Source organism: Bradyrhizobium sp. WSM2793 (assembly GCF_000379585.1).
In the GTDB taxonomy this organism is placed as follows: Bacteria; Pseudomonadota; Alphaproteobacteria; order Rhizobiales; family Xanthobacteraceae; genus Bradyrhizobium.
The window spans coordinates 523,635-544,809 of record NZ_KB902768.1 but is presented as its reverse complement, the minus strand read 5'-3'; the positions used below and the strand labels follow the sequence as shown (position 1 = coordinate 544,809).

Below are 21,175 nucleotides of genomic sequence, written 5' to 3'. Positions count from 1 at the left end.
AGTGAGCAGACGGGAGCTGAGGATGGGACCGCGGGTCAGCACGAGCATCTTGGCCGAGCGCCTCACGGGCATGATCGGTCCGCGCGCGAGCGTTGCGCGCGGCGTGCTCGATCAGCATGGGCAGAGCGAGTCGCATTATCGCAGTTTGCCGCCCGACATCGTCGTCTTCCCTGAGACCACGCAGGAGGTCGCGGAGATCCTGAAGCTGTGCGCGAGCGCGGGCATGCCGATCGTCCCGTTCGGCGCCGGCACCTCGCTTGAAGGCAATGCGGCCTCCGTCGCCGGCGGCGTCTGCTTCGACTTCGCGCGCATGAACAAGGTGCTCAGCGTGCACGACAGCGACATGGATGTCGTGGTGCAGCCTGGCATTACCCGCAAGCAGCTCAATGCGGAGCTGCGCAACACCGGCCTGTTCTTCCCGATCGACCCCGGCGCCGACGCCTCGATTGGCGGCATGGCCTCCACGCGCGCCTCCGGCACCATGGCGGTTCGCTACGGCACGATGAAGGACAATGTCATGGCGCTCGAGGTGGTGCTGGCCGATGGCCGCGTGATCCGGACCGCGAAGCGTGCGCGGAAGTCGGCCGCCGGTTATGACCTCACCCGCATGTTCGTTGGCGCGGAAGGCACGCTCGGTATCATCACCGAGATCACGCTGAAGGTGCATCCGGTGCCGCAGGCGATCTCGGCCGCGGTCTGCAGCTTCGACACACTCCATAATGCCGTCGACACCGCGATCTCCGTGATCCAGTCCGCGATCCCCGTCGCGCGCATCGAGCTGCTCGACGACGTCATGATGCGCGGCATCAATGCCTATGCCAAGCTCGGCTATCGCGAAGCGCCCACCCTGTTCTTCGAATTCCACGGCTCCGAGACCTCCGTCGCCGAACAGGCCGAGGCCGCGCAGGCGATCGCCGCCGACAATGGCGGCCACGGCTTTGCCTGGGCCAAGGCACAGGAAGATCGCAGCCGGCTCTGGCACGCCCGCGACAACACGCTCTATGCGGGCCTGGGCCTCCGGCCCGGCGCGCGAGCCGTGATCACCGATGTCTGCGTGCCGATCTCGCGGCTGGCGGAATGCCTGACCGAGACGCGGCGCGACGCCGACGAGCACGGCTTTACGGCGCCGATCGTCGGCCATGTCGGCGACGGCAATTTCCACATGCTGATCCTGATCGACCCGACAAAGCCCGAGGAGGCCGAAGACGCCAAGGCGCTGCAGGCCCGCATGGTTGCCCGCGCCATCGCCATGGACGGAACCTGCACCGGCGAGCATGGCATCGGACTCGGCAAGATCGGCTATCTCACCGACGAGCTCGGCGAAGCCGTCGATGTGATGCGGTCCATCAAGACCGCGCTCGATCCGAATGGTCTGATGAATCCCGGAAAGATCTTTTCAGGCGGGGCCAAAGTATGAGCGACGCGCTCCCGATCGAGGTCACCTCGCCGACACCGCTGCTGGAGCTGCGCGGCATCAGCAAGGAATTCCCCGGCGTCAAGGCGCTGGATGACGTGTCCTTTGCCGTTCACCCCGGCGAGGTTCACATGCTGCTGGGCGAGAATGGTGCCGGCAAGTCGAGCCTGATGAAGGTGCTGTGCGGCGCCTACCGCGCTGACGCCGGTGAGTTCTACTACAAGGGCGAGAAGGTCGCGATCTCCTCGACCGCCGATGCGCAGAAGCTCGGCATTGCCGTGATCTTCCAGGAATTCTCGCTCGTCCCCTATCTCGATATCGCACAGAACATCTTCCTCGGCCGCGAGCCGAAAGGCCACATCCCGGGCACCATCGACCGCCGCAAGATCCTGGCCGACGCAAAGCGCGTGCTCGATACCATCGGCTTCGACATCGATCCCTCCACCATTGTCGACAAGCTCGGCGTCGCGCAGCAGCAGATGGTCGAGATCGCCAAGGCGATCAGCCAGAACGCCCGCATCCTCGTCATGGACGAGCCGACCGCGGCGCTGTCCGACCGCGAGACCGAGCTGCTGTTCGCCCTGATCGCACGGCTGAAGGCCGACGGCGTCTCGATCGTCTACATCTCGCACCGGATGGCCGAGGTGTTCGCGCTTGGCGATCGCATCACCGTGCTGCGCGACGGCCGGCGCATCGACGGCGTCCGGCCCGCCGACGTTACGCCGGACCAACTGGTCCGCATGATGGTCGGCCGCAACGTCGACATGACCTATCCGCGCAATTTTGCCGACAAGCCCGGCGATCTGCTGCTCGAGGTCAAGGGTCTGACCGCCTCGACCGGCATCTCCGACATCAACATCGAGGTGCGCCGGGGCGAGATCGTCGGCCTGTGCGGCCTGGTCGGCTCGGGCCGCAGCGAAGTCGCGCGCGCCATCTTCGGCGCCGATCCCATCAGCGCCGGCGAGATCATCTTCGACGGCAAGACCATCTCCGGCGAGCCTGACCTCGCCGCCCGCCGGGGCATCGCGCTGATCCCGGAGAGCCGCAAGAGCGAGGGCCTCGCGCTGCTGCGCTCGGTGAGCGACAATCTAGTGGTCTCGGCGCTGCGAAAACTGTTCCCGAGCGGACTTTTCGATTCCCGTGGCGCGCAACGGACGTCCGACGGCCTGATCCGGCAATTGAGGATCGCGACACCGAGTGCGCGTCAGACCGTCGGCCTGCTCTCGGGCGGCAACCAGCAGAAGGTCGTGATCGGCAAATGGCTGGCGGCCGGCTCAAAGCTCTTCATCTTCGACGAGCCGACGCGCGGCATCGACATCGGCGCCAAGTCCGAGATTTTTGCGCTGATCGACCGCCTGGTCGCGGAAGGCGCGGCGGCACTGATGATCTCGTCCGAGCAGGTCGAGATCTGCCATGTCTGCGACCGCGCCTATGTGATGCGCGAGGGGCGCATCGCCGGCCACCTGAACCGCAACGAACTGACCGAGGAAAACATCGTGCGATTGGGGATGCATCATGCGTGAGGCCGCGGTCGTTTCACAGCCCAATCCATTGCAACGCATTCCCGGCGTTGCCATCGTCCTGGTGCTCCTGATCACGCTGTTCAGCGTGATCGCGCCCGGCTTCCTGTCGGTCGCCAATCTCTCCAACGTGCTGGTGCAGTCGACCATCCTGACCATGCTCGCGCTGCCGATGACGCTGATCATCATGACCGAGGGGCTGGACCTCTCCATGGGCGCGGTGCTGACGCTGACCTCGCTCTGCGTCGCGATCGTGTCGCTGGCCACCAAATCGATGTTGCTGGGTTTCGGCGCCGGCCTGCTGATCGGTGCGGCCTTCGGCGTCGCAAATGGCTGGCTAGTCGCCATCCTCGGCATTCCGCCCTTCGTCGCGACGCTCGGCACGCTCGGCATGGCCCAGGGCCTGTCGCTGATCGTCAGCGACGGCCAGAGCGTGGTCGGCATCCCCCACAGCGTCCGCGACATCTATTCGGCGACGCTGCTCGGCATTCCCGTGCCGATCGTGATGGCGCTCGTCACCTACGCTGCGTTTCACGGCCTGCTCTATCACACCCGCTTCGGCACCTACATCTTCGCGCTCGGCGGCAACCGCGAGGCCCTGCGCTATGCCGGCCTCTCGCCGAACAAGCTGCTGATCGCGGTCTACGCGCTCGGCGGCGCCATGGCCGGCATCGCGGGCCTGTTGATGACCGCGCGGATGAATTCCGGCCACCCCACCGCCGGCCTCGGACTTGAATTCGACGCCATCGCCGCCGTTGCGGTCGGCGGCACCTCGTTCGAGCGCGGCAATGGCTGGCTGCTCGGTACCCTGCTCGGCGTCCTCTCCGTCGGCGTGTTGCGCAACGGGCTCAACCTGATCTCGCTGCCCTCCTCCGTGCAGGTCGCAAGCGTCGGCGTCCTCGTCATCGTCGCGCTGTTCCTCGACGGTCTCAGGAGCCGGGCATGACCGACATCACCAAAGAGGCAATGATGCCGCCCCGCTCATTCCTGTCGCAGGACGCGATCCAGGTGTTCTATCGCCTGCTCGCAGCTCTCCTGATCTGCGCGGTGCTCGCCGTGCTGAGCGATTCCTTCCTCAGCCTAGGCAACATCCTCAATGTGTTGAGACAAGCGAGCCTGACTTTCTTCATCGCCTCCGGCCTGACGCTGGTGGTGCTGACCGCCGGCCTCGATCTCTCCGTCGGCGCCAATGTTGCGCTGTCGGCCTGCATCGCCGGCACCGTGATCCACAAGACCGGTTCGCCCGCGCTCGGCATCCTCACCGGGCTTGCCTGCGGCGGCATCGTTGGCCTGCTCAACGGCATCATGGTCACCGCGCTGCGCATCCCCTCCTTCATCGCCACCTATGGCATGCTGTGGGTGCTGAACGGCCTCACTTACTGGTACATGGCGGGCGAGACCCTTCACGGCTTCCCCGCGGGCTTCCGCCAGATCGGTAGCGGCTATCTGTTCGGCCTGCCGATCCCGGTCTATCTGCTGCTGGTGTTCCTCGGGATCGGGACGCTGTTTGCGCAGCGCACGATCTGGGGCCAGGAGATCTATGCGATCGGCGCCAATCCGGTCGCGGCCCGCCTCTCCGGTATCCCGGTCGCGCGCCGCCTGCTGCTGGTCTATGCGGTCTCGGGCACCATGGCGGGCCTTGCATCGATCATCTTCCTGTCGCGGCTCAATTCGGCCGAGGCCGATATCGGCGAAAGCCTGACACTGCCCGCGATCGCGGCCGTGCTGATCGGCGGCACCTCGCTGTTCGGCGGCGTCGGCACCGTGTTCGGCACCTTCATCGGGGCGCTGATCCTGACGCTGGTGCTGAACGGCATGAACCTGCTCTCGGTCAGCGCCAACTGGCAGCCGCTCGTCACCGGCATCATCGTCATTCTCGCGGTCTGGCTCGACATGAAGACCCGCCGCCGCGCGCAGTAAGTGTTTTTCGATATCCAACAAGCAAAACGAGGGATGGAGGCAATATGAGACAGAAACTGGGCTATCTGGCGCTGCCGCTGCTGATGGCGGCCGCGTTCACTACGCAGGCGCGCGCCGACGGCGAGACCATCGCCGTCTTCACCAAGAACCAGACCAACCCGTTCTTCCAGACGGTGCGCGTCGGCGCCGACAACATGGCGAAGACGCTGAACGCCAAGACGCTTCAGTACATCCCGACCAAGCCGGATTCGATCCCCGAGCAGCTCAGCCAGATCGAGGATGTCGTGGTGAAGAAGCCGAGCGCGATCGTGTTCACGCCGGTCGACTACAAGGCGATGGTACCCGGGGTCGAGAAGATCAACGAAGCCAAGATCCCCGTCGTCAACATCACCGACCGTTCCGCGGGCGGCAAATTCCTCTCCTTCGTCGGCGCCGACGATTACAGCCTCGGGCTCGAGACCGCGCGGTTCCTGCTCAAGACGCTCGGCGGCAAGGGCAACATCGTCATCATCGAGGGCGTCAAGGGTTCGCTGACCAATGTCGACCGCGTCCGCGGCTTCAACGACGCGCTGAAGGAGACCCCCGGTGCGAAACTCCTGGCCTCGCAGCCGGGCAACTACCAGCGGCTCCAGGCGCTCCAGGTGATGGAGAATTTGATGCAGTCGAATTCGCAGATCGACGGCGTGCTGGCGGGCAACGACGCCATGGCGGTCGGTGCGATCGAGGCGCTCGACGGCGCCAACCGCAAGGCCCAGGTGATCGGCATCAACGGTACCAAGGAGGCCATCGACGCGATCAAGTCCGGCAAGCTGCTCGCGAGCGGCGACTACAACGGATTTGCCCAAGGCTGCCTCGGCACCATGATGGCGATCCGCTCCCTGCGCAATCAGCCGGTCATCGCCGAGATCGTGCTGAAGCCGACCGTCATCACCAAGGACAATTTTGGACCCTTCGACGTGCCGCTGGAGCAGCGGACCTGCCCGACCTTCGAGGATGCCGGCAAGCTCAGCGCGAAATAAGTCCACCGATCACGTCCGGACGGCCGCCTCTCGCGGCCGTCCCAAGAACCAAAGTCAAGAAACGGAGACGACCATGCTGTTCGCCATTCACGCCGTCGACCGCGCCGGCGCGCTGCCGACCCGGCTTGCCAATTACGACGCCCACAAGGCTTTCCTCAGCGACACCTCGCGCTTCGGCGTCAAGATCGTGATGTCGGGGCCGCTCGTCTCCGACGATGGTCAAACGATGATCGGCAGCCTGTTCCTGATCGAGGCCCTCGGCCGTGACGACGTCGAGGCCTTCAACCGCGCCGACCCCTTTGCCGCGGCCGGCATCTGGGAAAAGGTCACGATCACGGGCTTCCTGCGCCGGCAGGGTTGAGGCCGGCCCCATCAAAAATGCGAAAACAACCCCATGCACAGTAGAATGGGGTTGTTTTTGCTGACGAATTTCCGGCGCGAATCTCACCCTTCAGCCGCTCGTCGCCACAGCTCCGTCTTCGAGATGACAGGCCACCCACTGCTCGGTCCCAACTGCGCGAAGCACCGGCTCTTCGACCCGGCAGCGATCGAACACGAGCGGGCAGCGGGTGTGGAAGCGGCATCCCTTCGGCGGATTGATCGGGCTCGGCACGTCACCCCTGAGGATGATGGGATTGCGCTGGGCGCCGGGCTCGGGGAGCGGCACCGCGGACAGCAGCGCTCTGGTGTAGGGATGCCTTGGCGCGGCAAAGATCTCTCGGCGCGGAGCTATCTCGACGATCTTGCCGAGATACATCACGGCCACGCGGTGGGTCATGTGCTCGACGATCGCGAGGTCGTGGCTGATGAACAGCAACGCGAGGCCGAACTCGCTCTGGAGATCCTGCAGCAAATTGACGATTTGCGCCTTGACCGAGACGTCGAGCGCCGAGACCGCCTCGTCGCAGACGATCAATTCGGGTTCGGCCGCGAGCGCGCGGGCGATGCCGATGCGCTGGCGCTGGCCGCCGGAGAACTCGTGCGGCCTGCGGTTCAGCGCCTCGCGCGGCAAACGCACGGTGTCCATCAGGGAGGTGACACGGACCTCAAGATCCTCGGCGGATTTGGCGAGGCCGAAATTCCGGATTGGCTCGGCCAGGATGTCGCGCACCCGCATGCGCGGATTGAGGCTGGAGAACGGGTCCTGGAACACCACCTGCACGCGCCGGCGCATCTGGCGCATCGTGCCCGGATGTGCGTCGTCGATACGCTGGCCGTCGAGGATGACCTGGCCCGCGGTGATGTCGAACAGCCGCAAAATGGCGCGCCCGACCGTCGACTTGCCGCAGCCGGACTCACCGACCAGCGACAGCGTCTCGCCGCGCGCGATCTCGAAGGAGACGCCATCGACCGCATAGACGAATTCGGACTTGCGGCCGAACAGGCCGGACTTGACCGGAAAGTGCTTCTTGAGGTCGTTGACCTGGAGCAGCGGAGGGCTCATGCCGCGACAGCTCCCTTAGCCGCGTAGTGGCAGGCGGCGACGTGACGAGGGCCTTTCTCTTCGAGCCCCGGCGCATATTGACGACAGAGATCGGTCGCAAGCGCGCAGCGGCCGGCAAAGACGCAGCCGGTGATCGGCTTTCTGAGATCGGGCACCTGCCCGGGAATTTCGGCGAGGCGTCTTGCCGTGCCCGTGAGCGACGAGCCGAGCCGCGGCACCGCGCCAAGCAGGCCCTGCGTGTAGGGATGCCGCGGCGCGCGGAACAGTTCGGCCACCGGCGCCTCCTCGACCTTGCGGCCCGCATACATCACCATGACGCGCTCGGCGATCTCGGCGACGACGCCGAGATCGTGGGTGATCAAGATGATGGCCGCGCCGACCCGTCGCTTGAGGTCCAGCATCAGCTTCAGGATCTGCGCCTGGATCGTCACGTCGAGCGCGGTGGTCGGCTCGTCGGCAATGAGAAGCTTGGGATTGCAGGCCAGCGCAATCGCGATCATGACGCGCTGGCGCATGCCGCCGGAGAGCTGGTGCGGATATTCGCGCACGCGGCGTTTCGGCTCGGGGATGCCAACCAGCGTCAGCATCTCGATCGCGTGCGCCTCGGCGGCCTGCTTGTCCAGGCCCTGATGGATCATCAGTGTCTCGCGGATCTGCCGGCCGACGGTCAGCACCGGATTGAGGCTCGTCATCGGCTCCTGAAAGATCATCGAGATGTCGTTGCCGCGGATCGCGCGCATCTCGCGATCGGAGAGTTGCAGCAGGTCTCTCCCTGCAAAGCGGATCGCGCCTGCGATCCTGCCCGGCGGCTCCGGGATCAGCCGCATCAAGGACATCGATGTCACCGACTTGCCGCAGCCGGATTCACCGACGATGGCGAGCGTCTCGCCCTCGTTGACATGGAAGGACACCCCGTCCACCGCGCGGTTGATGCCGCCGGGGGTACGAAAGTGGGTCTGGAGGTTTTCGACTTCGAGCAGCGCCATCGCGATCAACCCCGGTCAGAGACGCTTGGCCATGCGCGGATCGAGCGCATCGCGGAGACCGTCGCCGAGTAGATTCACCGCAAGCACGGTGACCGAGAGGAAGGCCGCCGGAAAGAACACGATGTAGGGCTTGACCTGCCACAGCGCGCGGCCCTCGGCCATGATGTTGCCCCAGGACGGAATGGTCGGCGGCGTGCCGGCGCCGATGAAGGACAGGATCGCCTCGGTGATCATGGCACTGGCGCAGATATAGGTCGCCTGCACCAGCATGGGCGCAAGCGTATTGGGCAGGATGTGGCGCAGGATGATCATCGGCGTGCGCGTGCCGCAGGCGATTGCGGCATCCACATAAGGCTGCTCGCGCAGCGACAGCACCACGCTGCGCACGAGCCTCGAAACGCGCGGGATCTCGGCAACGGTGATGGCGAGGATGACGTTGCCGACGCTCCCCCGCGTCAGCGCCATCAGCGCGATCGCCAGCAGGATCGGCGGGATCGACATCAAGCCGTCCATGAACCGCATAAGGATGCCGTCGGCCCAGCGGATGAAGCCGGAGACCATGCCGATGGCCAGGCCGGCCACGGATGCGAAGATAGCGACCGACAGGCCGACCGTGAGCGAGACCCGCGCACCGAACAGTACGCGTGAATAGATGTCGCGGCCGAGTACGTCGGTGCCGAACCAGAAATCGGCCGACGGCGCCCGGGTGCGCTTGGCGGGGGCGAGCGCTGTCGGATCGACCGTCCAGAGATAGGGCGCAAAGATCGCGATCAGGACGAGCGCCAGCAGCAGCGCGCCGCCGATCGCGACCGTCGGATGGCCGCGCAAGAACCCGACGAAGCCGCGCCGGATCGTGACCGGCCGCAGGATTTCAGGCAGTTGTGGCGCAAGAACGAGCCCGGCCGGAAGCGATTGCGGATTGACGGTCGTATCGGTCAATAGCGGATCCTCGGGTCAACGAGCGTGTAAATGACGTCGATCATCAGATTGACGAGGACGTAGACGAAGCTGAACAGCAGGACGATGCCTTGGATAACGGGATAGTCACGGCGCAGGATGGCATCGATCGTGAGCCGGCCGAGGCCGGGAATCGCGAACACGCTCTCGGTCACCACCGCGCCGCCGATCAGCAGCGCGATGCCGATCCCGATCACGGTCACGATCGGCACCGCCGCGTTCTTCAGCGCGTGAATGAACAGGATGCCGCCCTGCCCGAGGCCCTTGGCCTTGGCGGTGCGGATATAGTCCTGCTGCAACACTTCGAGCATGGCGGCGCGGGTGATGCGCGCGACCAGCGCGATATAGACGCAGCCGAGCGCGATCGCCGGCAGGATCAGGTTCTCGAGCCAGGGCCAGAAGCCTTGGTTGAGCGGCGTATAGCCCTGCACCGGCAGCCATTCGAGCTCGAGCGCGAAGATGTAGGCGAGCATGTAGCCGACCACGAACACGGGCAGCGAGAAGCCGAACACGGCGAAGCCCATGATGACGCGGTCGATCAGGCTGCCGGCCTTCCAGGCCGCCACCACGCCGAGCGGCACCGCCACCACGATCGTGAGCAGCAGCGTGACGATCATCAGCGACAGCGTCGGTCCGAGGCGCTGCCCGATCATCGCCGAGACCGGCAGGTTGGTGAAGATCGAGGTGCCGAGATCGCCGTGCAGGATACGCCAGACCCAGCTTCCGAACTGGACCAGGAAGGGGCGATCGAGACCGAGGCTCTGGCGGATGCGCTCCACATCCTCCGGACTCGCCTGGTCGCCCGCGATCACCACGGCGGGATCGCCCGGCGCGATGTAGAGCAGGCTGAACACGAACAGCGCGACGATGGCCATGACCGGCAGGGTCGCGACGATGCGACGGAGGATGTAGGAGAGCATCTGGCCTCAACGCACGATCATGCAGACTTCGACACGCCCCAGAAGAACGGCAGCGGCCCCTTGGTGATGCCGGAGACGTTCTTGCGCCAGGCCGTGTAGGTCAGGAAGAAGCCGGTCGGCGCATAGACGACATCCTCGAGCGCGGCCTTGTTGACCCGCCCGATCGCCGCCTTCTCCTCCTCGAGATTCTTGGCGTCGAACCAGGTCGTGATCTCCTTCTCGGTATTCGGGCTATTGGGCCAGCCGAACCAGGCCTTCTCGCCATTGGCGCGGATGGCGGTGTAGGCGGCGGGCGTGATGCAGTCGGCGCCGGCATGCCAGCTGTGGAACATGTTCCAGCCACCCTGCCCGGGCGGCGTCTTCGCCGCGCGGCGCGAGCCGACCGTGCCCCAGTCCGTCGCGACGAAGTCGACATTCATGCCGAGCCGCTTCAGGAGATCCGCGGTGACGTCGCCTTGCGCCTTGGTGATCGGCTGATCCTGCGCCACGAGGCACGTCACCGGTTGGCCGGAATAGCCGCTTTCGGCCAGCAGCTTCTTGGCCGCTTCGAGATCGCGCTTGCCCTTCAGGATCTCGCCGCCGAGCTCGCTGTAGAGCGGGGTGTCCGGCGTGAAGAAGCCGGGCAGCGATTTCCACAATGCGTTGTCGTCGCCGACGATCGCGCGCATGTAGTCTTCCTGGCTCATCGCCATCAGCACCGCGCGCCGCGCCCGCACGTCGTTGAATGGCGCGAACAGATGGTTCATGCGGAACGAGCCGATATTGCCGAGGGGATCGCCGATATCGACGCTGATGTTCTTGTTCTTCTTCAGCACGGGCACGAGATCGGCGATCGGGTTCTCCCACCAGTCGACCTCGCCGTTCTGCAGGGCGGCGGCCGCGGTGGCCGGATCAGGCATCACGATCCATTCGATGCGATCGAGCTGCATCTGCTTGCCGCCTGCGAGCCACGACGGCTTCTCCTGGCGCGGCACGTAGTCGGTGAACTTCTCGAACACGGCCTTGGCGCCTGGCACCCATTCGCCCTTGGCGAACTTCATCGGCCCGGAGCCGACATACTCGGTGATCTGCTTGAACGGATCCGTCTTGGCAATGCGCTCGGGCATGACGAAGGAGCACGGCGCGTTGTTCTTGGCGAGTGCGTAGAGCATTTTCGGGAAGGGCTGCTTCAAGACCCATTTGAAGGTGCGGTCGTCGACGACGGTCAATTCCTGCTGGTTGGCGAGGATCATCAGCCCCATCGGATCGCGCGCAGCCCAGCGCGACAGGCTCGCGACGACATCCTTGCTCAGCACCGGCTCGCCGTCGTGGAACTTGAGACCGGGGCGCAGCTTGAACGTCCAGATCTTGCCGTCGTCCGAAGTCTCCTCGGACTCGACCATCTGCCGCTGCGGCTGCAGCTGCGCGTCGATGCCGTAAAGCGTGTCCCAGACCAGCGCGGCGGCATTGCGCACGACATATTGCGTGCCCCAGATCGGATCGAAATTGGCGAGATTGGCTTGCGGCACGAAGCGGAGGGTGCGGGCTGATGCGCCCTGCGCGATCGCCGGGGCCGAGAGGCCCGTCAATGCCAGACCGCCCGCGCCAGCCAGTCCCTTCAATACGGTCCTGCGATCCATGAAGTCCTCCCGTTAATGCCGTGATGCCGGCCATCGTTGGCCAAGAGCAGGTGAAACCAGAACCCGTTGGCGTGCAAATGGTATGCCACTAACCGGACCTTCGCCAGCGGGATCTCAATGTCTTTTGGGCCGGCCCAGGCCTCACAGAGCTGCCGCCAGCATCTCGCCGGTCTCGATATGCGGGATGGCCTCGACTAGCTTGCGCGTGTAGTCCGTCTTCGGATTGTCGAACAGCGCCCGGCTCTCGCCCTGCTCGACGATTCCGCCATTGCGCAGCACGATGGTGCGGTCGCAGAGCATGCGCACCACGTTGAGATCGTGGCTGACGAACAGCAGCGCGATGTCGTTCTCGCGCCTGAGGCGGTCGAGCAGTTGCAGCACAACCGCCTGCACCGAGACGTCGAGCGCGGCAGTCGGCTCGTCCAGCACCAGCAGCCGCGGCCGGCAGGCGATAGCGCGGGCGATGCCGACGCGGGCCTTCTGGCCGCCGGAGAGCTGGTGCGGAAAGCGCGGCAACAGATCCAGCGGGAGCCCGACCCGCTCCGCACATTCTTCCACCCGTTCGCGCAGCGCCTCACCCGCCCGCATGCCGCCAAGCCGCATCAGGGGGTGGGCGATACAATCGAAGGCCGTAAAGCGCGGATTGAGGCTCTCGTTCGGATCCTGGAACACCATCTGGATGTCTTTGCGCAAGGGCGAGCGGTGAAAATCGCGCGAGGCCACGTGACCGATCGAATGCCCGTCGAACACGATGTCGCCTTCGCTCTGGTCGATCAGCCGGCAGATCATCCGCGACGTCGTGCTCTTGCCGGACCCGGACTCGCCGACGAGACCGACGCTCTCGCCACCGGCCATCGTCATCGAGAAGTCGGCCACCGCAGCAGAGCCCTGGTCGAAACGCTTTGCCAGTTTTCGCACCTCCAGGAGCGGCGGCGTGCCGTGCGCGAGCTCCGCTCGGGGCTTGCCGACGTAGCGCTCCCTCTCCTCATCCGTCACAAGGTCTTCGATACGGGACGTCGCGGTCGGCGATGCCGCGACCAGGCGCCTGGTATAGGCATGCTGCGGCGCGCTGAAGAGTGTCCTGGGACTCGCCTCCTCGACGATGCGGCCACGTTCCATCACGGCAATACGGCGGCAATAGCGCGCAGCAAGCCCGAGATCGTGCGTGATCAGGATCGTGGCCATGCCGCGCGCGGCGGCGATATCTGCCAGGAGATCCATCACCACCTTCTGCGTGGTGACGTCGAGGCCGGTGGTCGGCTCGTCCGCGATCAGCAGCGCGGGATTGCAGGAGATCGCGATCGCGATCATGACCCGCTGGCACATGCCGCCGGAGAGCTCATGCGGATAGGCGTTCATCCGCGCCTCGGGCTCACGGATCTGAACGGCGCGCAGCAGGTCCAGCGCCTCGCCCCGCGCGGCCTCTTTCGAGATGCGCTTATGGGTGAGGATTGCGTCCGCGATCTGCAAGCCGATCGCCCGGATCGGATTGAGCGCCGCCCGCGGGTTCTGGAAGATCATCGACATCGCGGCGCCCTGGAGCTGACGAAGGTCATCGCCCCTGAGTTTGGTCACGTCCTGCCCGCGAAACAGGATCTTGCCGCCGGTAACGCGGCCGGCCGCGTCGAGCAGCCGCGTCGTGGCAAAGCCGGTCACCGACTTGCCCGAGCCGCTCTCGCCGACGAGGCCGAGCATCTCGCCCTTCTCGACGGTGAGCGTCACGCCGCGCACGGCCTCGACCATGCCGCGACGCGTCGAGAACGCGACGTGGAGATCGTCAACGCTGAGCAGCGCCTCGCTCATGTGCGCATGCGGGGGTCGAGAATGTCCCGCATCCCGTCCCCGAGGAGGTTGAAGCACAGCACGGCCATCATCAGCGCCAGCCCCGGAAATGCGACCAGCCACCACCGCCCGGTAGAGATGAAGCGCGCGCCTTCCGCGACCATGATGCCCCATTCCGGCGTCGGCGGCTTGACGCCCAGACCGATGAAGGACAGGCCCGCGGCGTTGAGAATGGCCCAGCCGAGGTTGAGCGAGATCTGCACCGCCATCGCAGGCAGGATGTTCGGCAACAGGAAGCGCAGCACCACCGAGAAATGGCTCTCGCCGCAGGCCCGCGCCGCCTCGACCCAACCGACATTCCGGCGGACATTGACCTCGGCCCGCGCGAAGCGGATGTAGAAGGGAAGATTGATGATCGCGGTTGCGATCACGATGTTCTCGATCCGGTTGCCGAGGGCTGCGACCATGGCCATCGCCAGCACGAACAGCGGAAAGGCCATCATCACGTCGACGAAGCGGCCGACGCCGCGATCGAGCCGGCCGCCGGCATAGCCACAGAACGAACCGACCACAGCACCGATCGCGAAGGAGATGCCGACGGCCGAGACCGCAATGGCGAGATCAAGACGCGCGGCGATGATGAGACGGCTGAAAACGTCTCGTCCGAGCTGGTCGGTCCCGGCAATGTGCGCCGCGCTCGGCGGCAGCAACGCCTCCGAGACGTTGGAGGCTACGGGATCGTAAGGCACGATCCACGGTCCGAAGATCGCAACCAGCACGAACAGGAGCACGCCGGTGGCGGCAACAGCGGTGAGCGGGTTGCCGCGCAGGATCCAGACCGAATGGCGGAGAGTTGCGCTGGTCATCCGATCGACACCCTGGGATCGGCGATGCCGTAGCAGATGTCCACGACCAGGTTGACCAGCACGAACAGGCTGGCCATCAGCAGCACAAAGCCCTGCACCGGCGCATAGTCGGAGGACAGCAGCGCATCGAGCGCATAGGAGGCGACGCCCGGCCAGGAGAACACCTTCTCCACCAGCACATTGGCGCCCAGCATGGTCGAGAACACGATGCCGGCGATGGTGATGACGGGCAGGATCGCATTGCGCAGCGCGTAGGTCACGACCACCTTGCGCCAGGACAACCCGACCGAGCGCGCGGTGCGCACGAAGTCGCTGCCGAGCGAGACCAGCATCGAGGCACGCGTGATCCGCGCCAGCGGCGCGATTACGAACAGCGCCATGCTCACCGCCGGCAGGATCAATTGCTTGCAGGCCGCCCACCAGCCCTCGAAATCACCGGCGAGCAGGAAGTCGATCGAGAGAAACCCGGTATGCTGCGGCGGCAGCGAAGTAAAAACGTCGATCCGCCCCGTCGGATCAGGTGCAAGGCCGAGCAGATAGTAGAAGACGTAGATCAGCAGCAGGCCCGACACGAAAGTCGGCACGCAGACGCCGAGCGCGCAGAACAGCCGGACGCCGTGATCGACGACCGAGCCCGGCTTCAAGGCCGCGACCACGCCGAGCGGCACCGCGGCGATCAGCGCGATCAGGAGCGCGGTGAAGGTGAGCTCGAGCGAGGCCGGCAGCCGCTCGCGCAGATCCTTCAGCACCGGCTGCCCGGTCATCATGGAGCGGCCGAGATTGCCGCGGCCGATGTCGGAGAGATAGAACACGAGCTGCTCCGGTACCGATTTGTCGAGCCCCATCTGCTTGCGGATCTGCTCGATCTCCTCCTTGCCGGCATTGGGTCCGGAGGCGAAGAACACCGCGGGGTCGCCGGGCAGGACGCGCATCAGGAGGAAAGTGAAGACCAGAACACCGAACAGCGCCGGCAGCGACGACAGCAGCCGCCTGCCCGCCCGCACCATCGTTGCGCCAAGTCCGGTCCTCACCTTCTAGAGCTCCTTTGGACTGACGCTATCACTTGCGGCTGACGTCGCGATAGTCGACCTGGCGGTGGAACTCGTAGGTGTAGCCCTCGATCGAGGACGCCATCACCGCATCCTGATTCGGCTGCCACAGCATGATTTGCGGCATCAAATCGAAATGCATCGCGTTGAGCTTGCGGCCTGCTTCCTCGTACTTCGCCTTATCCGGCTCGAAGCGGGCTTCCTGCGCGATCGCGGCAAGGTCCGGGTTGTTGATCGAGCTGTAGTTCCAGCGCTGATTGCCGGTGTAGAAGTTGCGGTAGAAGTAGTCCGTGGACGGCAGCCACGCGACGATGCCTTCGGTGTAAAAGGGCAGCTTCTTCTCGTTGATCTGCGTCGACATCTGCGCGTCCGGCAGCTTCTGGATGTCGACCTTGATCCCGATCTTGGCAAGCGACTCCTTGACCAGTGCCGCCATCGGCTCGGCGGTCGAGGCCTGGCCGACGTTGAAGCTGAAAGTGGTCGAGAAGCCCTCGGGGAGCCCTGCGGCCTTGAGATATTCCCTGGCCTTGTCGAGGTCGATCTTGACGGGCTGCTGGAACGGATAGATGCCGTTCAGCGGCTTGCCGTCCGGCCAGCTCGCACCGAACAGCGGCGCGCCGCGGCCGAACAGAGCGGCCTTGAACATGTCGTCATAGGGCAGCGCAAAGGCGACGGCGCGGCGGACATTGACGTTGTCGAAGGGCGGGATCTGGTTGTTCATCGAGACGAAGGTGATCGAATTGTATTGCGGGGTCGAGATCACCTTCAGCTTGCCCTTGGCCTCCAGCGACTGCACGTCGCTGGCCTGGAGATCGACCACGAGATCGGCATCGCCGCGCTCGACCAGATTGGCCCGCGTCGCCGGCTCCGGCACCGACTGGATGATCACGCGCTTGAAGGACGCCGGCTTGTCGGGCGAGCCACGATTCCAGGCCTCGTTGCGCTTGACGATCACCTGCTCGCCCGGCTTGAAGGTCTCGATCACATAAGCGCCGCTGCCGGCGGTGTGCTCCTTCAGCCAGGCGGTGGCCCAGGGATCATCCGCGGTCGCGTGCTCCTTCGCCACCTTCGAATTGATGATCATGGGATAGACGGTGGCGAGGTTCGGCAGCGCGAGCTTGTCGGGCTTCGGCAACGTCACCTCGATGGTGAGAGGATCGATCACCTTGAACTGGTCGGCCGACGTCAACGAGCCCGTAAGCAGCTGCGCCTTGCCGAGGATCGGCGCGGTGACGCAGCGATCGAGCGACCATTTGACGTCCTCGGCAGTGACTGGCGAGCCGTCCTGGAATTTTGCGTCCTTGCGCAGGCGGAAGGTGAGCTTCAACCCGTCGGGACTGACGTCGTAGGATTCGGCGAGCTCGCCGGTGATCTTGTCGAGATCGAACACCCATTTGCCATCGAGCTGCTTGCGGCCGAACGCCACCAGCCGGTCATAGGTGCTCATGCTCAGCGCGAAGGATTCGCGCGTCGAGCCGGGGATGTTGGGATCGAGCGTGTTGACGGATGCGCCGGTGACATAGCGCAGCGTCTCCGCCCGGGTTTGCGCCTGCGAAGGCGCGATGGCGACGAGCAACAGCGCAGTGGCGGCGAGCACGGAGGACGCCGGCCTGAAAGACACAAAACGCATTGGTTTTTCCCCGAATTTCGAACAAGAATGCCAGCAAGGCAGGTTAAGAAAGAAGCAAGTTGCGCGCCAGGCTCATGATGCGCTTCTGCGGATGCTTCGTCGCGGCGGCGCATGGATGATCATCGCGCTTCTCCTATCTTTCCCGCCCGCCGCGTGACCACCGCCTGCGGCACGTCGTAGGCGCTGAGCGAGGCCCAGTGCCGTTCGACATCGGCGCGGAAAAGGCTACGCGTCAGACCGTGGACCAGCTTTGGCACCGCGGTCGTCATCGCGTTGATCGATGAACCCGACGGGCCGAAACTCATGATCGAGGCGATAGCGAACAGATGGATGTCGGAAATCCACGGCGTCTCACCCGGCAGGCGCTCGGTGAAGGCGTAGTCGTCGGCGAGATAGGGGAAGCGGCCGAGCCGCGCGTTGCGCTCGTTGTCCGGCGGCAGGTAACGGTCGGCCCAGGTCGCGATATTGCCGGCAAATCGGCTGAGCTCGCCGCGCGCGGCAAAGTTCATGTCGATACCGGTGCCGCATATGACGAAGTCCGCCGCGATGGCGCCAAGCGGCGTGTGCAATTCAATGCCTTTTCCGGTCGCGCGCGCGGCTTCGATCGGCGCGCCCTCGTGCAGTGTGAAATTGGCGTGGCGCGCGCAGCGGTCGTAGGTCGCTTGCGGGAATCCTTCCCGCATTTCGAGAAGCGCGGGCTTGCCGTCCGGCCCCATCTTCGGTTCGAGCCAGGCGGCGCCGGGATGCGCGATCCTGGCGAGATCGGCGCGAATGCCCGCTTCGAGCTGTGTCAGCGCATCACTCATGCCGCGAGCCAACCTCCGTCGACCACCATCACCGTGCCGGTCGTGAATGAGGATGCGTCGCTCGCCAGATGCAGCGCGGTCTGCGCGATCTCCTCAGCCACGCCGAACCGCTTCATGGCATGGCGGTTGCGGGAGGCTTCGCGCACCTCGTCGGCATTGGCATGCCGGGCAAAGCTGCGGCGAAGCATCGGCGTGTCGATCGCACCCGGCGCGATGGCGTTGACGCGGATGCCGTCGGTGGCGAAATCCACCGCCATCGTGCGGGTGAGGCTGACGATGGCGCCCTTGGCGGCAATGTACGCGCTGTTGCCCTTGCCGCCGGCGATGGCGAGTTGCGAGGCCAGCGTGATGATTGAGCCGCTGTTCTGCCGCTGCATCTGCGGCACCGCGGCCCGCGCCCACAGCCAGGTGCCACCGACATTGGTGCGGAACACGGCATCCCAATCGTCCGGATCCGTGGTCAGCACCGTGCCGCCGACGGAAAATCCGGCCGCCGTCATCAGGATGTCGAGCCGGCCGTGCCGAGAGACGACGTCGCTTACGACGGTCTCGGCGAATGCGGCATCGCCGACGTCGCCGATATCCGTCGTGGCCTCGCCCACCAAGCGCAACGTCTCTTCAAGCCCTGCGGCGTCGCGATCGACCAGAGCGAGATGTGCGCCTTCCTCTACGAACAGCTTTGCGCTGGCGCGGCCGATGCCCGAGCCCGCTCCGGTGATAATGGCCGTGCGCCCCTGCAGCCGCATGTCAGATCCCATCCTTGTGCTGCATCCACCAGGCACTCATCGCAGCGGCCGACTCCGCGCAGCCGAACCGGGCGCGCCAGCCGAACTCATCGGCCATCCGCTCGACCGACAGCGGCGCCCGATCCCCGCCGTGGAGCTTGATGAAGGTCTTCTCTCCGGGCGACGCGAGCCGACACACCAACCCTGGATGCAGGGCAGCAAAGGCCTCGCCCCATTGCAGCGCCGACCAGGCCGCACCACTGGAGATGTTGTAGAGCCGGTGGCGCGGCCGCTCGGCCTCGATCAGCACCGCCACCGCTTCGGCGGCGTCCGGCGCATAGGTCCAATCCTTGGTGCCCGGCGCGGGAAGGAGCGCCGGCTCACCGCGGGCGAACTCGGCGAGAATCTGGAACTGGAGGCTTGGCGTATCGCGCACCTTCCCGATCCGTTCCCACGGACCGAACACCGCACTCAAACGTACGCTCAGGAAATCGCCGCCCCACAGCTCGGCAAGGCGTGCCACCGATCGCTCCGAGGTAAACTTGCTGATCGCGTAGAAGGAAACTGGATCGCAGGGCGTCTCCTCGTCCAATACCGGATGGCGCTGCCCCGCAGCACCATAGGCGGAAGCGGAAGAGAGGTTGACCACGCGTCGAACGCCACGGCGGTTCGCCGCGCTCAAGATCGGTATCTGAGCCATCACGTTGATCTCGAGGATATTCGAGGTGACGGACCGTTCGAGCTGGTCCCCGGCCGTTATGGCAGCGCCAAGGACGATCGCATCGCAACCGTTCTTTATGAGCGCGTCGATCCTCTCGACGTCTGTGATCTCGCCCTGAACAATCGTAAGCCGCTCCCGGTGATCGGCAAAGGACCGCTCCGCTCCCGCTGGAAGTTGCTTACGATCATACAGCGTCACCTCGTGCGCGCGCGCGAGCAGCACCTCGGCGAGGTTGAGGCCGACAAAGCCGGTGCCGCCGAAGATGACGATCTTCATCGCGCGCGATCCACGATCACAGCAGTTTGGCCCCGAAATTCCGTTCCGGATCCATGTCGGCGACCAGCCGGCCCGTCGGCTTCGCCGCCTCGCCACCGCTGCGCGCCAGGAATTTTCCGCTGCCGGCGCTCGCGAGGCACTTGTCGCCGTCGATGATGACCCGGCCGCGCGACAGCACCGACACCGGCCAGCCCTTCAGCTTGCGGCCCGCAAACGGCGTGTAGCCGGCGAGGTCGTGCATCATCTCGTCGGCGATCACGGTCTCGCGGTTGGGATCCCAGATCGCGATATCGGCATCGGCGCCGACCGCGATCGAGCCCTTGCGCGGGTACAGATTGTAGATCTTTGCCGGCGCGGTCGAGGTCAGCTCGACGAACTTTTCCAGGCCCAGCCGCCCCTTCGAGACCATCGCGTCGAACAGCAGCGGCAGCCGCAGCTCCAGTCCCGGCAGGCCGTTCGCGACCTGCTTGAAATTTGGATTAGGGCCGGCGCGCAGCTTGCCGGTCTCGTCAAAGCGATAGGGCGCGTGATCCGACGAGATGGTCTGGAGGTCGCCGAGCGACAGCGACTGCCACAGCGCCTCCTGATCTGCATGCGTGCGCGGTGGCGGGCTGCACATCCACTTGGCGCCCTCGGCGCCGGGCTTGTCGAGATCGGCGGCGGTGAGGAACAGATATTGCGGACAAGTCTCGGCAAAGACCTTGAGCCCCTGCCCGCGGGAGTCGCGGATCACCCGGGCGCCTTCGGCGGTCGAGACATGGAAGATCATGATCGGCTGGTCGATCAGCGCCGCCATGCCGATCAGCCGGGTGAAAGCTTCCGCTTCCGACACACGGGCATGACTGACGGCGTGGTATTTCGGCATGGTGTAGCCGCGCGCGAGCAGCCGCTTCACCATCCAGGCGATGATGCCGTGGTTCTCGGCATGGGCGCACAGCATCGCGCCGGACTGGCGCGCCGCGAGCAGGATGTCGAGCAAGGGCTCGTCGTCGACCTTGAGCCGGTCATAGGTCATGAAGATCTTGATCGAGGCGTGGCCCTGCTTCACCAGCGCCGGAATATGCTCTTCGACCGTCTCCTTGGTCGCGTCCGCAATGATCATGTGAAAGGCGTAGTCGATCACGGCGCCCTTCTTCGCCAGCGCGTGATAATCCTCCACCACCTGCGGCAATTTCATGCCGACATGCTGGGCGGCGAATGGGATCACCGTGGTGGTGCCGCCGAAGGCGGCAGAGACCGTCGCGCTCTCGAACGTGTCGGCATTCATGATACCGGCGGCCGACAGCTGCTCGATATGGGCGTGACTGTCGACACCGCCGGGCAGCACCAACTTGCCGCGCGCATCGATCTCGCGCCTGGCCACCGGAAGCCCGCGGCCGATGGCCGCGATGGTCTCGCCGGAGATGGCAACGTCGGCCTCGAAGACATCGGTGGTGGTGGCGACGCGTCCGCCGCGGATGATTAGGTCGTAGGTGGGTTCAGTCATGAGGCACTCCGTGATAGGCTTTGGGCAAATGATCT

General features: G+C 65.3%; 18 protein-coding genes and 1 pseudogene. 6 read left to right on the top strand and 13 right to left on the bottom strand.

Annotation, left to right across the window (positions count from 1 at the left end; all coding sequences use genetic code 11):
• Positions 1–22: 22 nt before the first annotated feature.
• The 6 genes from A3AS_RS0102355 to A3AS_RS0102330 all read left to right on the top strand — a co-directional run bounded on the left by A3AS_RS0102355 (position 23) and on the right by A3AS_RS0102330 (position 6,234).
• Positions 23–1,417: an FAD-linked oxidase C-terminal domain-containing protein gene (locus A3AS_RS0102355; RefSeq protein ID WP_018316003.1), complete on the top strand. Its 1,395-nt coding sequence runs from the start codon at positions 23–25 to the stop codon at positions 1,415–1,417.
• Positions 1,414–2,937, top strand: a complete 1,524-nt coding sequence (locus tag A3AS_RS0102350) for a sugar ABC transporter ATP-binding protein (RefSeq protein WP_018316002.1) — start codon at positions 1,414–1,416, stop codon at positions 2,935–2,937. Before A3AS_RS0102355 ends, A3AS_RS0102350 begins: the two co-directional genes overlap by 4 nt.
• Entirely contained in the window at positions 2,930–3,880 is a 951-nt protein-coding gene (locus tag A3AS_RS0102345; protein ID WP_018316001.1) for an ABC transporter permease, read from the top strand. The genes A3AS_RS0102350 and A3AS_RS0102345 overlap by 8 nt, the downstream gene beginning before the upstream one ends.
• Positions 3,877–4,854 carry an ABC transporter permease gene (locus A3AS_RS0102340; RefSeq protein WP_018316000.1) on the top strand — a complete coding sequence of 326 codons (978 nt, stop codon included), beginning with the start codon at positions 3,877–3,879 and terminating at the stop codon, positions 4,852–4,854. Before A3AS_RS0102345 ends, A3AS_RS0102340 begins: the two co-directional genes overlap by 4 nt.
• Positions 4,855–4,898: 44 nt before the next feature.
• Entirely contained in the window at positions 4,899–5,873 is a 975-nt protein-coding gene (locus tag A3AS_RS0102335) for a sugar ABC transporter substrate-binding protein (RefSeq protein WP_018315999.1), read from the top strand.
• A 73-nt stretch (positions 5,874–5,946) separates the two neighbouring features.
• Entirely contained in the window at positions 5,947–6,234 is a 288-nt protein-coding gene (locus A3AS_RS0102330) for a YciI family protein (protein ID WP_018315998.1), read from the top strand.
• A 90-nt stretch (positions 6,235–6,324) separates the two neighbouring features.
• On the opposite strand, the gene A3AS_RS0102325 is transcribed toward A3AS_RS0102330, so the two are convergent.
• The 13 genes and pseudogenes from A3AS_RS0102325 to hydA all read right to left on the bottom strand — a co-directional run bounded on the left by A3AS_RS0102325 (position 6,325) and on the right by hydA (position 21,140).
• Positions 6,325–7,317, bottom strand: a complete 993-nt coding sequence (locus A3AS_RS0102325; RefSeq protein ID WP_018315997.1) for an ABC transporter ATP-binding protein — start codon at positions 7,315–7,317, stop codon at positions 6,325–6,327.
• Complete coding sequence (locus A3AS_RS0102320; protein ID WP_018315996.1) at positions 7,314–8,303, bottom strand: ABC transporter ATP-binding protein; 990 nt, start codon at positions 8,301–8,303, stop codon at positions 7,314–7,316. The genes A3AS_RS0102325 and A3AS_RS0102320 overlap by 4 nt, the downstream gene beginning before the upstream one ends.
• A gap of 15 nt (positions 8,304–8,318) precedes the next feature.
• Positions 8,319–9,242 (bottom strand): ABC transporter permease, encoded by a 924-nt coding sequence (locus tag A3AS_RS0102315; RefSeq protein ID WP_018315995.1) that lies wholly within the window; start codon positions 9,240–9,242, stop codon positions 8,319–8,321.
• Entirely contained in the window at positions 9,239–10,180 is a 942-nt protein-coding gene (locus A3AS_RS0102310) for an ABC transporter permease (protein WP_018315994.1), read from the bottom strand. The genes A3AS_RS0102315 and A3AS_RS0102310 overlap by 4 nt, the downstream gene beginning before the upstream one ends.
• A 17-nt stretch (positions 10,181–10,197) precedes the next feature.
• Positions 10,198–11,799 (bottom strand): ABC transporter substrate-binding protein, encoded by a 1,602-nt coding sequence (locus tag A3AS_RS0102305; RefSeq protein ID WP_018315993.1) that lies wholly within the window; start codon positions 11,797–11,799, stop codon positions 10,198–10,200.
• A gap of 141 nt (positions 11,800–11,940) precedes the next feature.
• Positions 11,941–13,602, bottom strand: a complete 1,662-nt coding sequence (locus A3AS_RS0102300) for an ABC transporter ATP-binding protein (protein ID WP_018315992.1) — start codon at positions 13,600–13,602, stop codon at positions 11,941–11,943.
• Positions 13,599–14,447, bottom strand: coding sequence for an ABC transporter permease (locus A3AS_RS0102295; RefSeq protein ID WP_018315991.1), 849 nt, complete (start codon positions 14,445–14,447; stop codon positions 13,599–13,601). Before A3AS_RS0102295 ends, A3AS_RS0102300 begins: the two co-directional genes overlap by 4 nt.
• Positions 14,444–15,478, bottom strand: a complete 1,035-nt coding sequence (locus tag A3AS_RS0102290; RefSeq protein WP_026201579.1) for an ABC transporter permease — start codon at positions 15,476–15,478, stop codon at positions 14,444–14,446. The genes A3AS_RS0102295 and A3AS_RS0102290 overlap by 4 nt, the downstream gene beginning before the upstream one ends.
• 28 nt (positions 15,479–15,506) lie before the next feature.
• Positions 15,507–17,126, bottom strand: a complete 1,620-nt coding sequence (locus tag A3AS_RS0102285; protein ID WP_018315989.1) for an ABC transporter substrate-binding protein — start codon at positions 17,124–17,126, stop codon at positions 15,507–15,509.
• A gap of 119 nt (positions 17,127–17,245) precedes the next feature.
• Positions 17,246–17,818 (bottom strand): annotated as a pseudogene (locus A3AS_RS0102280) (NAD(P)/FAD-dependent oxidoreductase); the annotation flags it as partial.
• A gap of 110 nt (positions 17,819–17,928) precedes the next feature.
• Positions 17,929–18,678, bottom strand: a complete 750-nt coding sequence (locus A3AS_RS0102275; protein WP_018315987.1) for an SDR family oxidoreductase — start codon at positions 18,676–18,678, stop codon at positions 17,929–17,931.
• Position 18,679: 1 nt separating this feature from the next.
• Positions 18,680–19,654: an NAD(P)-dependent oxidoreductase gene (locus tag A3AS_RS0102270; protein WP_018315986.1), complete on the bottom strand. Its 975-nt coding sequence runs from the start codon at positions 19,652–19,654 to the stop codon at positions 18,680–18,682.
• 16 nt (positions 19,655–19,670) lie between these two features.
• Positions 19,671–21,140: a dihydropyrimidinase gene (gene hydA / locus A3AS_RS0102265; RefSeq protein ID WP_018315985.1), complete on the bottom strand. Its 1,470-nt coding sequence runs from the start codon at positions 21,138–21,140 to the stop codon at positions 19,671–19,673.
• Between the last annotated feature and the right edge of the window lie 35 nt (positions 21,141–21,175).

What these genes read in the sequence shown, in the direction of transcription:
- A3AS_RS0102355 (WP_018316003.1), top strand. Translation starts at nt 23, where the DNA reads ATGGGACCGCGGGTCAGCACGAGCATCTTGGCCGAGCGCCTCACGGGC.
- A3AS_RS0102275 (WP_018315987.1), bottom strand. Translation starts at nt 18,678, where the DNA reads ATGCGGCTGCAGGGGCGCACGGCCATTATCACCGGAGCGGGCTCGGGC.
- A3AS_RS0102295 (WP_018315991.1), bottom strand. Translation starts at nt 14,447, where the DNA reads ATGACCAGCGCAACTCTCCGCCATTCGGTCTGGATCCTGCGCGGCAAC.
- A3AS_RS0102330 (WP_018315998.1), top strand. Translation starts at nt 5,947, where the DNA reads ATGCTGTTCGCCATTCACGCCGTCGACCGCGCCGGCGCGCTGCCGACC.
- A3AS_RS0102320 (WP_018315996.1), bottom strand. Translation starts at nt 8,303, where the DNA reads ATGGCGCTGCTCGAAGTCGAAAACCTCCAGACCCACTTTCGTACCCCC.
- A3AS_RS0102325 (WP_018315997.1), bottom strand. Translation starts at nt 7,317, where the DNA reads ATGAGCCCTCCGCTGCTCCAGGTCAACGACCTCAAGAAGCACTTTCCG.
- A3AS_RS0102270 (WP_018315986.1), bottom strand. Translation starts at nt 19,654, where the DNA reads ATGAAGATCGTCATCTTCGGCGGCACCGGCTTTGTCGGCCTCAACCTC.
- hydA (WP_018315985.1), bottom strand. Translation starts at nt 21,140, where the DNA reads ATGACTGAACCCACCTACGACCTAATCATCCGCGGCGGACGCGTCGCC.
- A3AS_RS0102350 (WP_018316002.1), top strand. Translation starts at nt 1,414, where the DNA reads ATGAGCGACGCGCTCCCGATCGAGGTCACCTCGCCGACACCGCTGCTG.
- A3AS_RS0102305 (WP_018315993.1), bottom strand. Translation starts at nt 11,799, where the DNA reads ATGGATCGCAGGACCGTATTGAAGGGACTGGCTGGCGCGGGCGGTCTG.
- A3AS_RS0102300 (WP_018315992.1), bottom strand. Translation starts at nt 13,602, where the DNA reads ATGAGCGAGGCGCTGCTCAGCGTTGACGATCTCCACGTCGCGTTCTCG.
- A3AS_RS0102335 (WP_018315999.1), top strand. Translation starts at nt 4,899, where the DNA reads ATGAGACAGAAACTGGGCTATCTGGCGCTGCCGCTGCTGATGGCGGCC.
- A3AS_RS0102340 (WP_018316000.1), top strand. Translation starts at nt 3,877, where the DNA reads ATGACCGACATCACCAAAGAGGCAATGATGCCGCCCCGCTCATTCCTG.
- A3AS_RS0102310 (WP_018315994.1), bottom strand. Translation starts at nt 10,180, where the DNA reads ATGCTCTCCTACATCCTCCGTCGCATCGTCGCGACCCTGCCGGTCATG.
- A3AS_RS0102345 (WP_018316001.1), top strand. Translation starts at nt 2,930, where the DNA reads ATGCGTGAGGCCGCGGTCGTTTCACAGCCCAATCCATTGCAACGCATT.
- A3AS_RS0102285 (WP_018315989.1), bottom strand. Translation starts at nt 17,126, where the DNA reads ATGCGTTTTGTGTCTTTCAGGCCGGCGTCCTCCGTGCTCGCCGCCACT.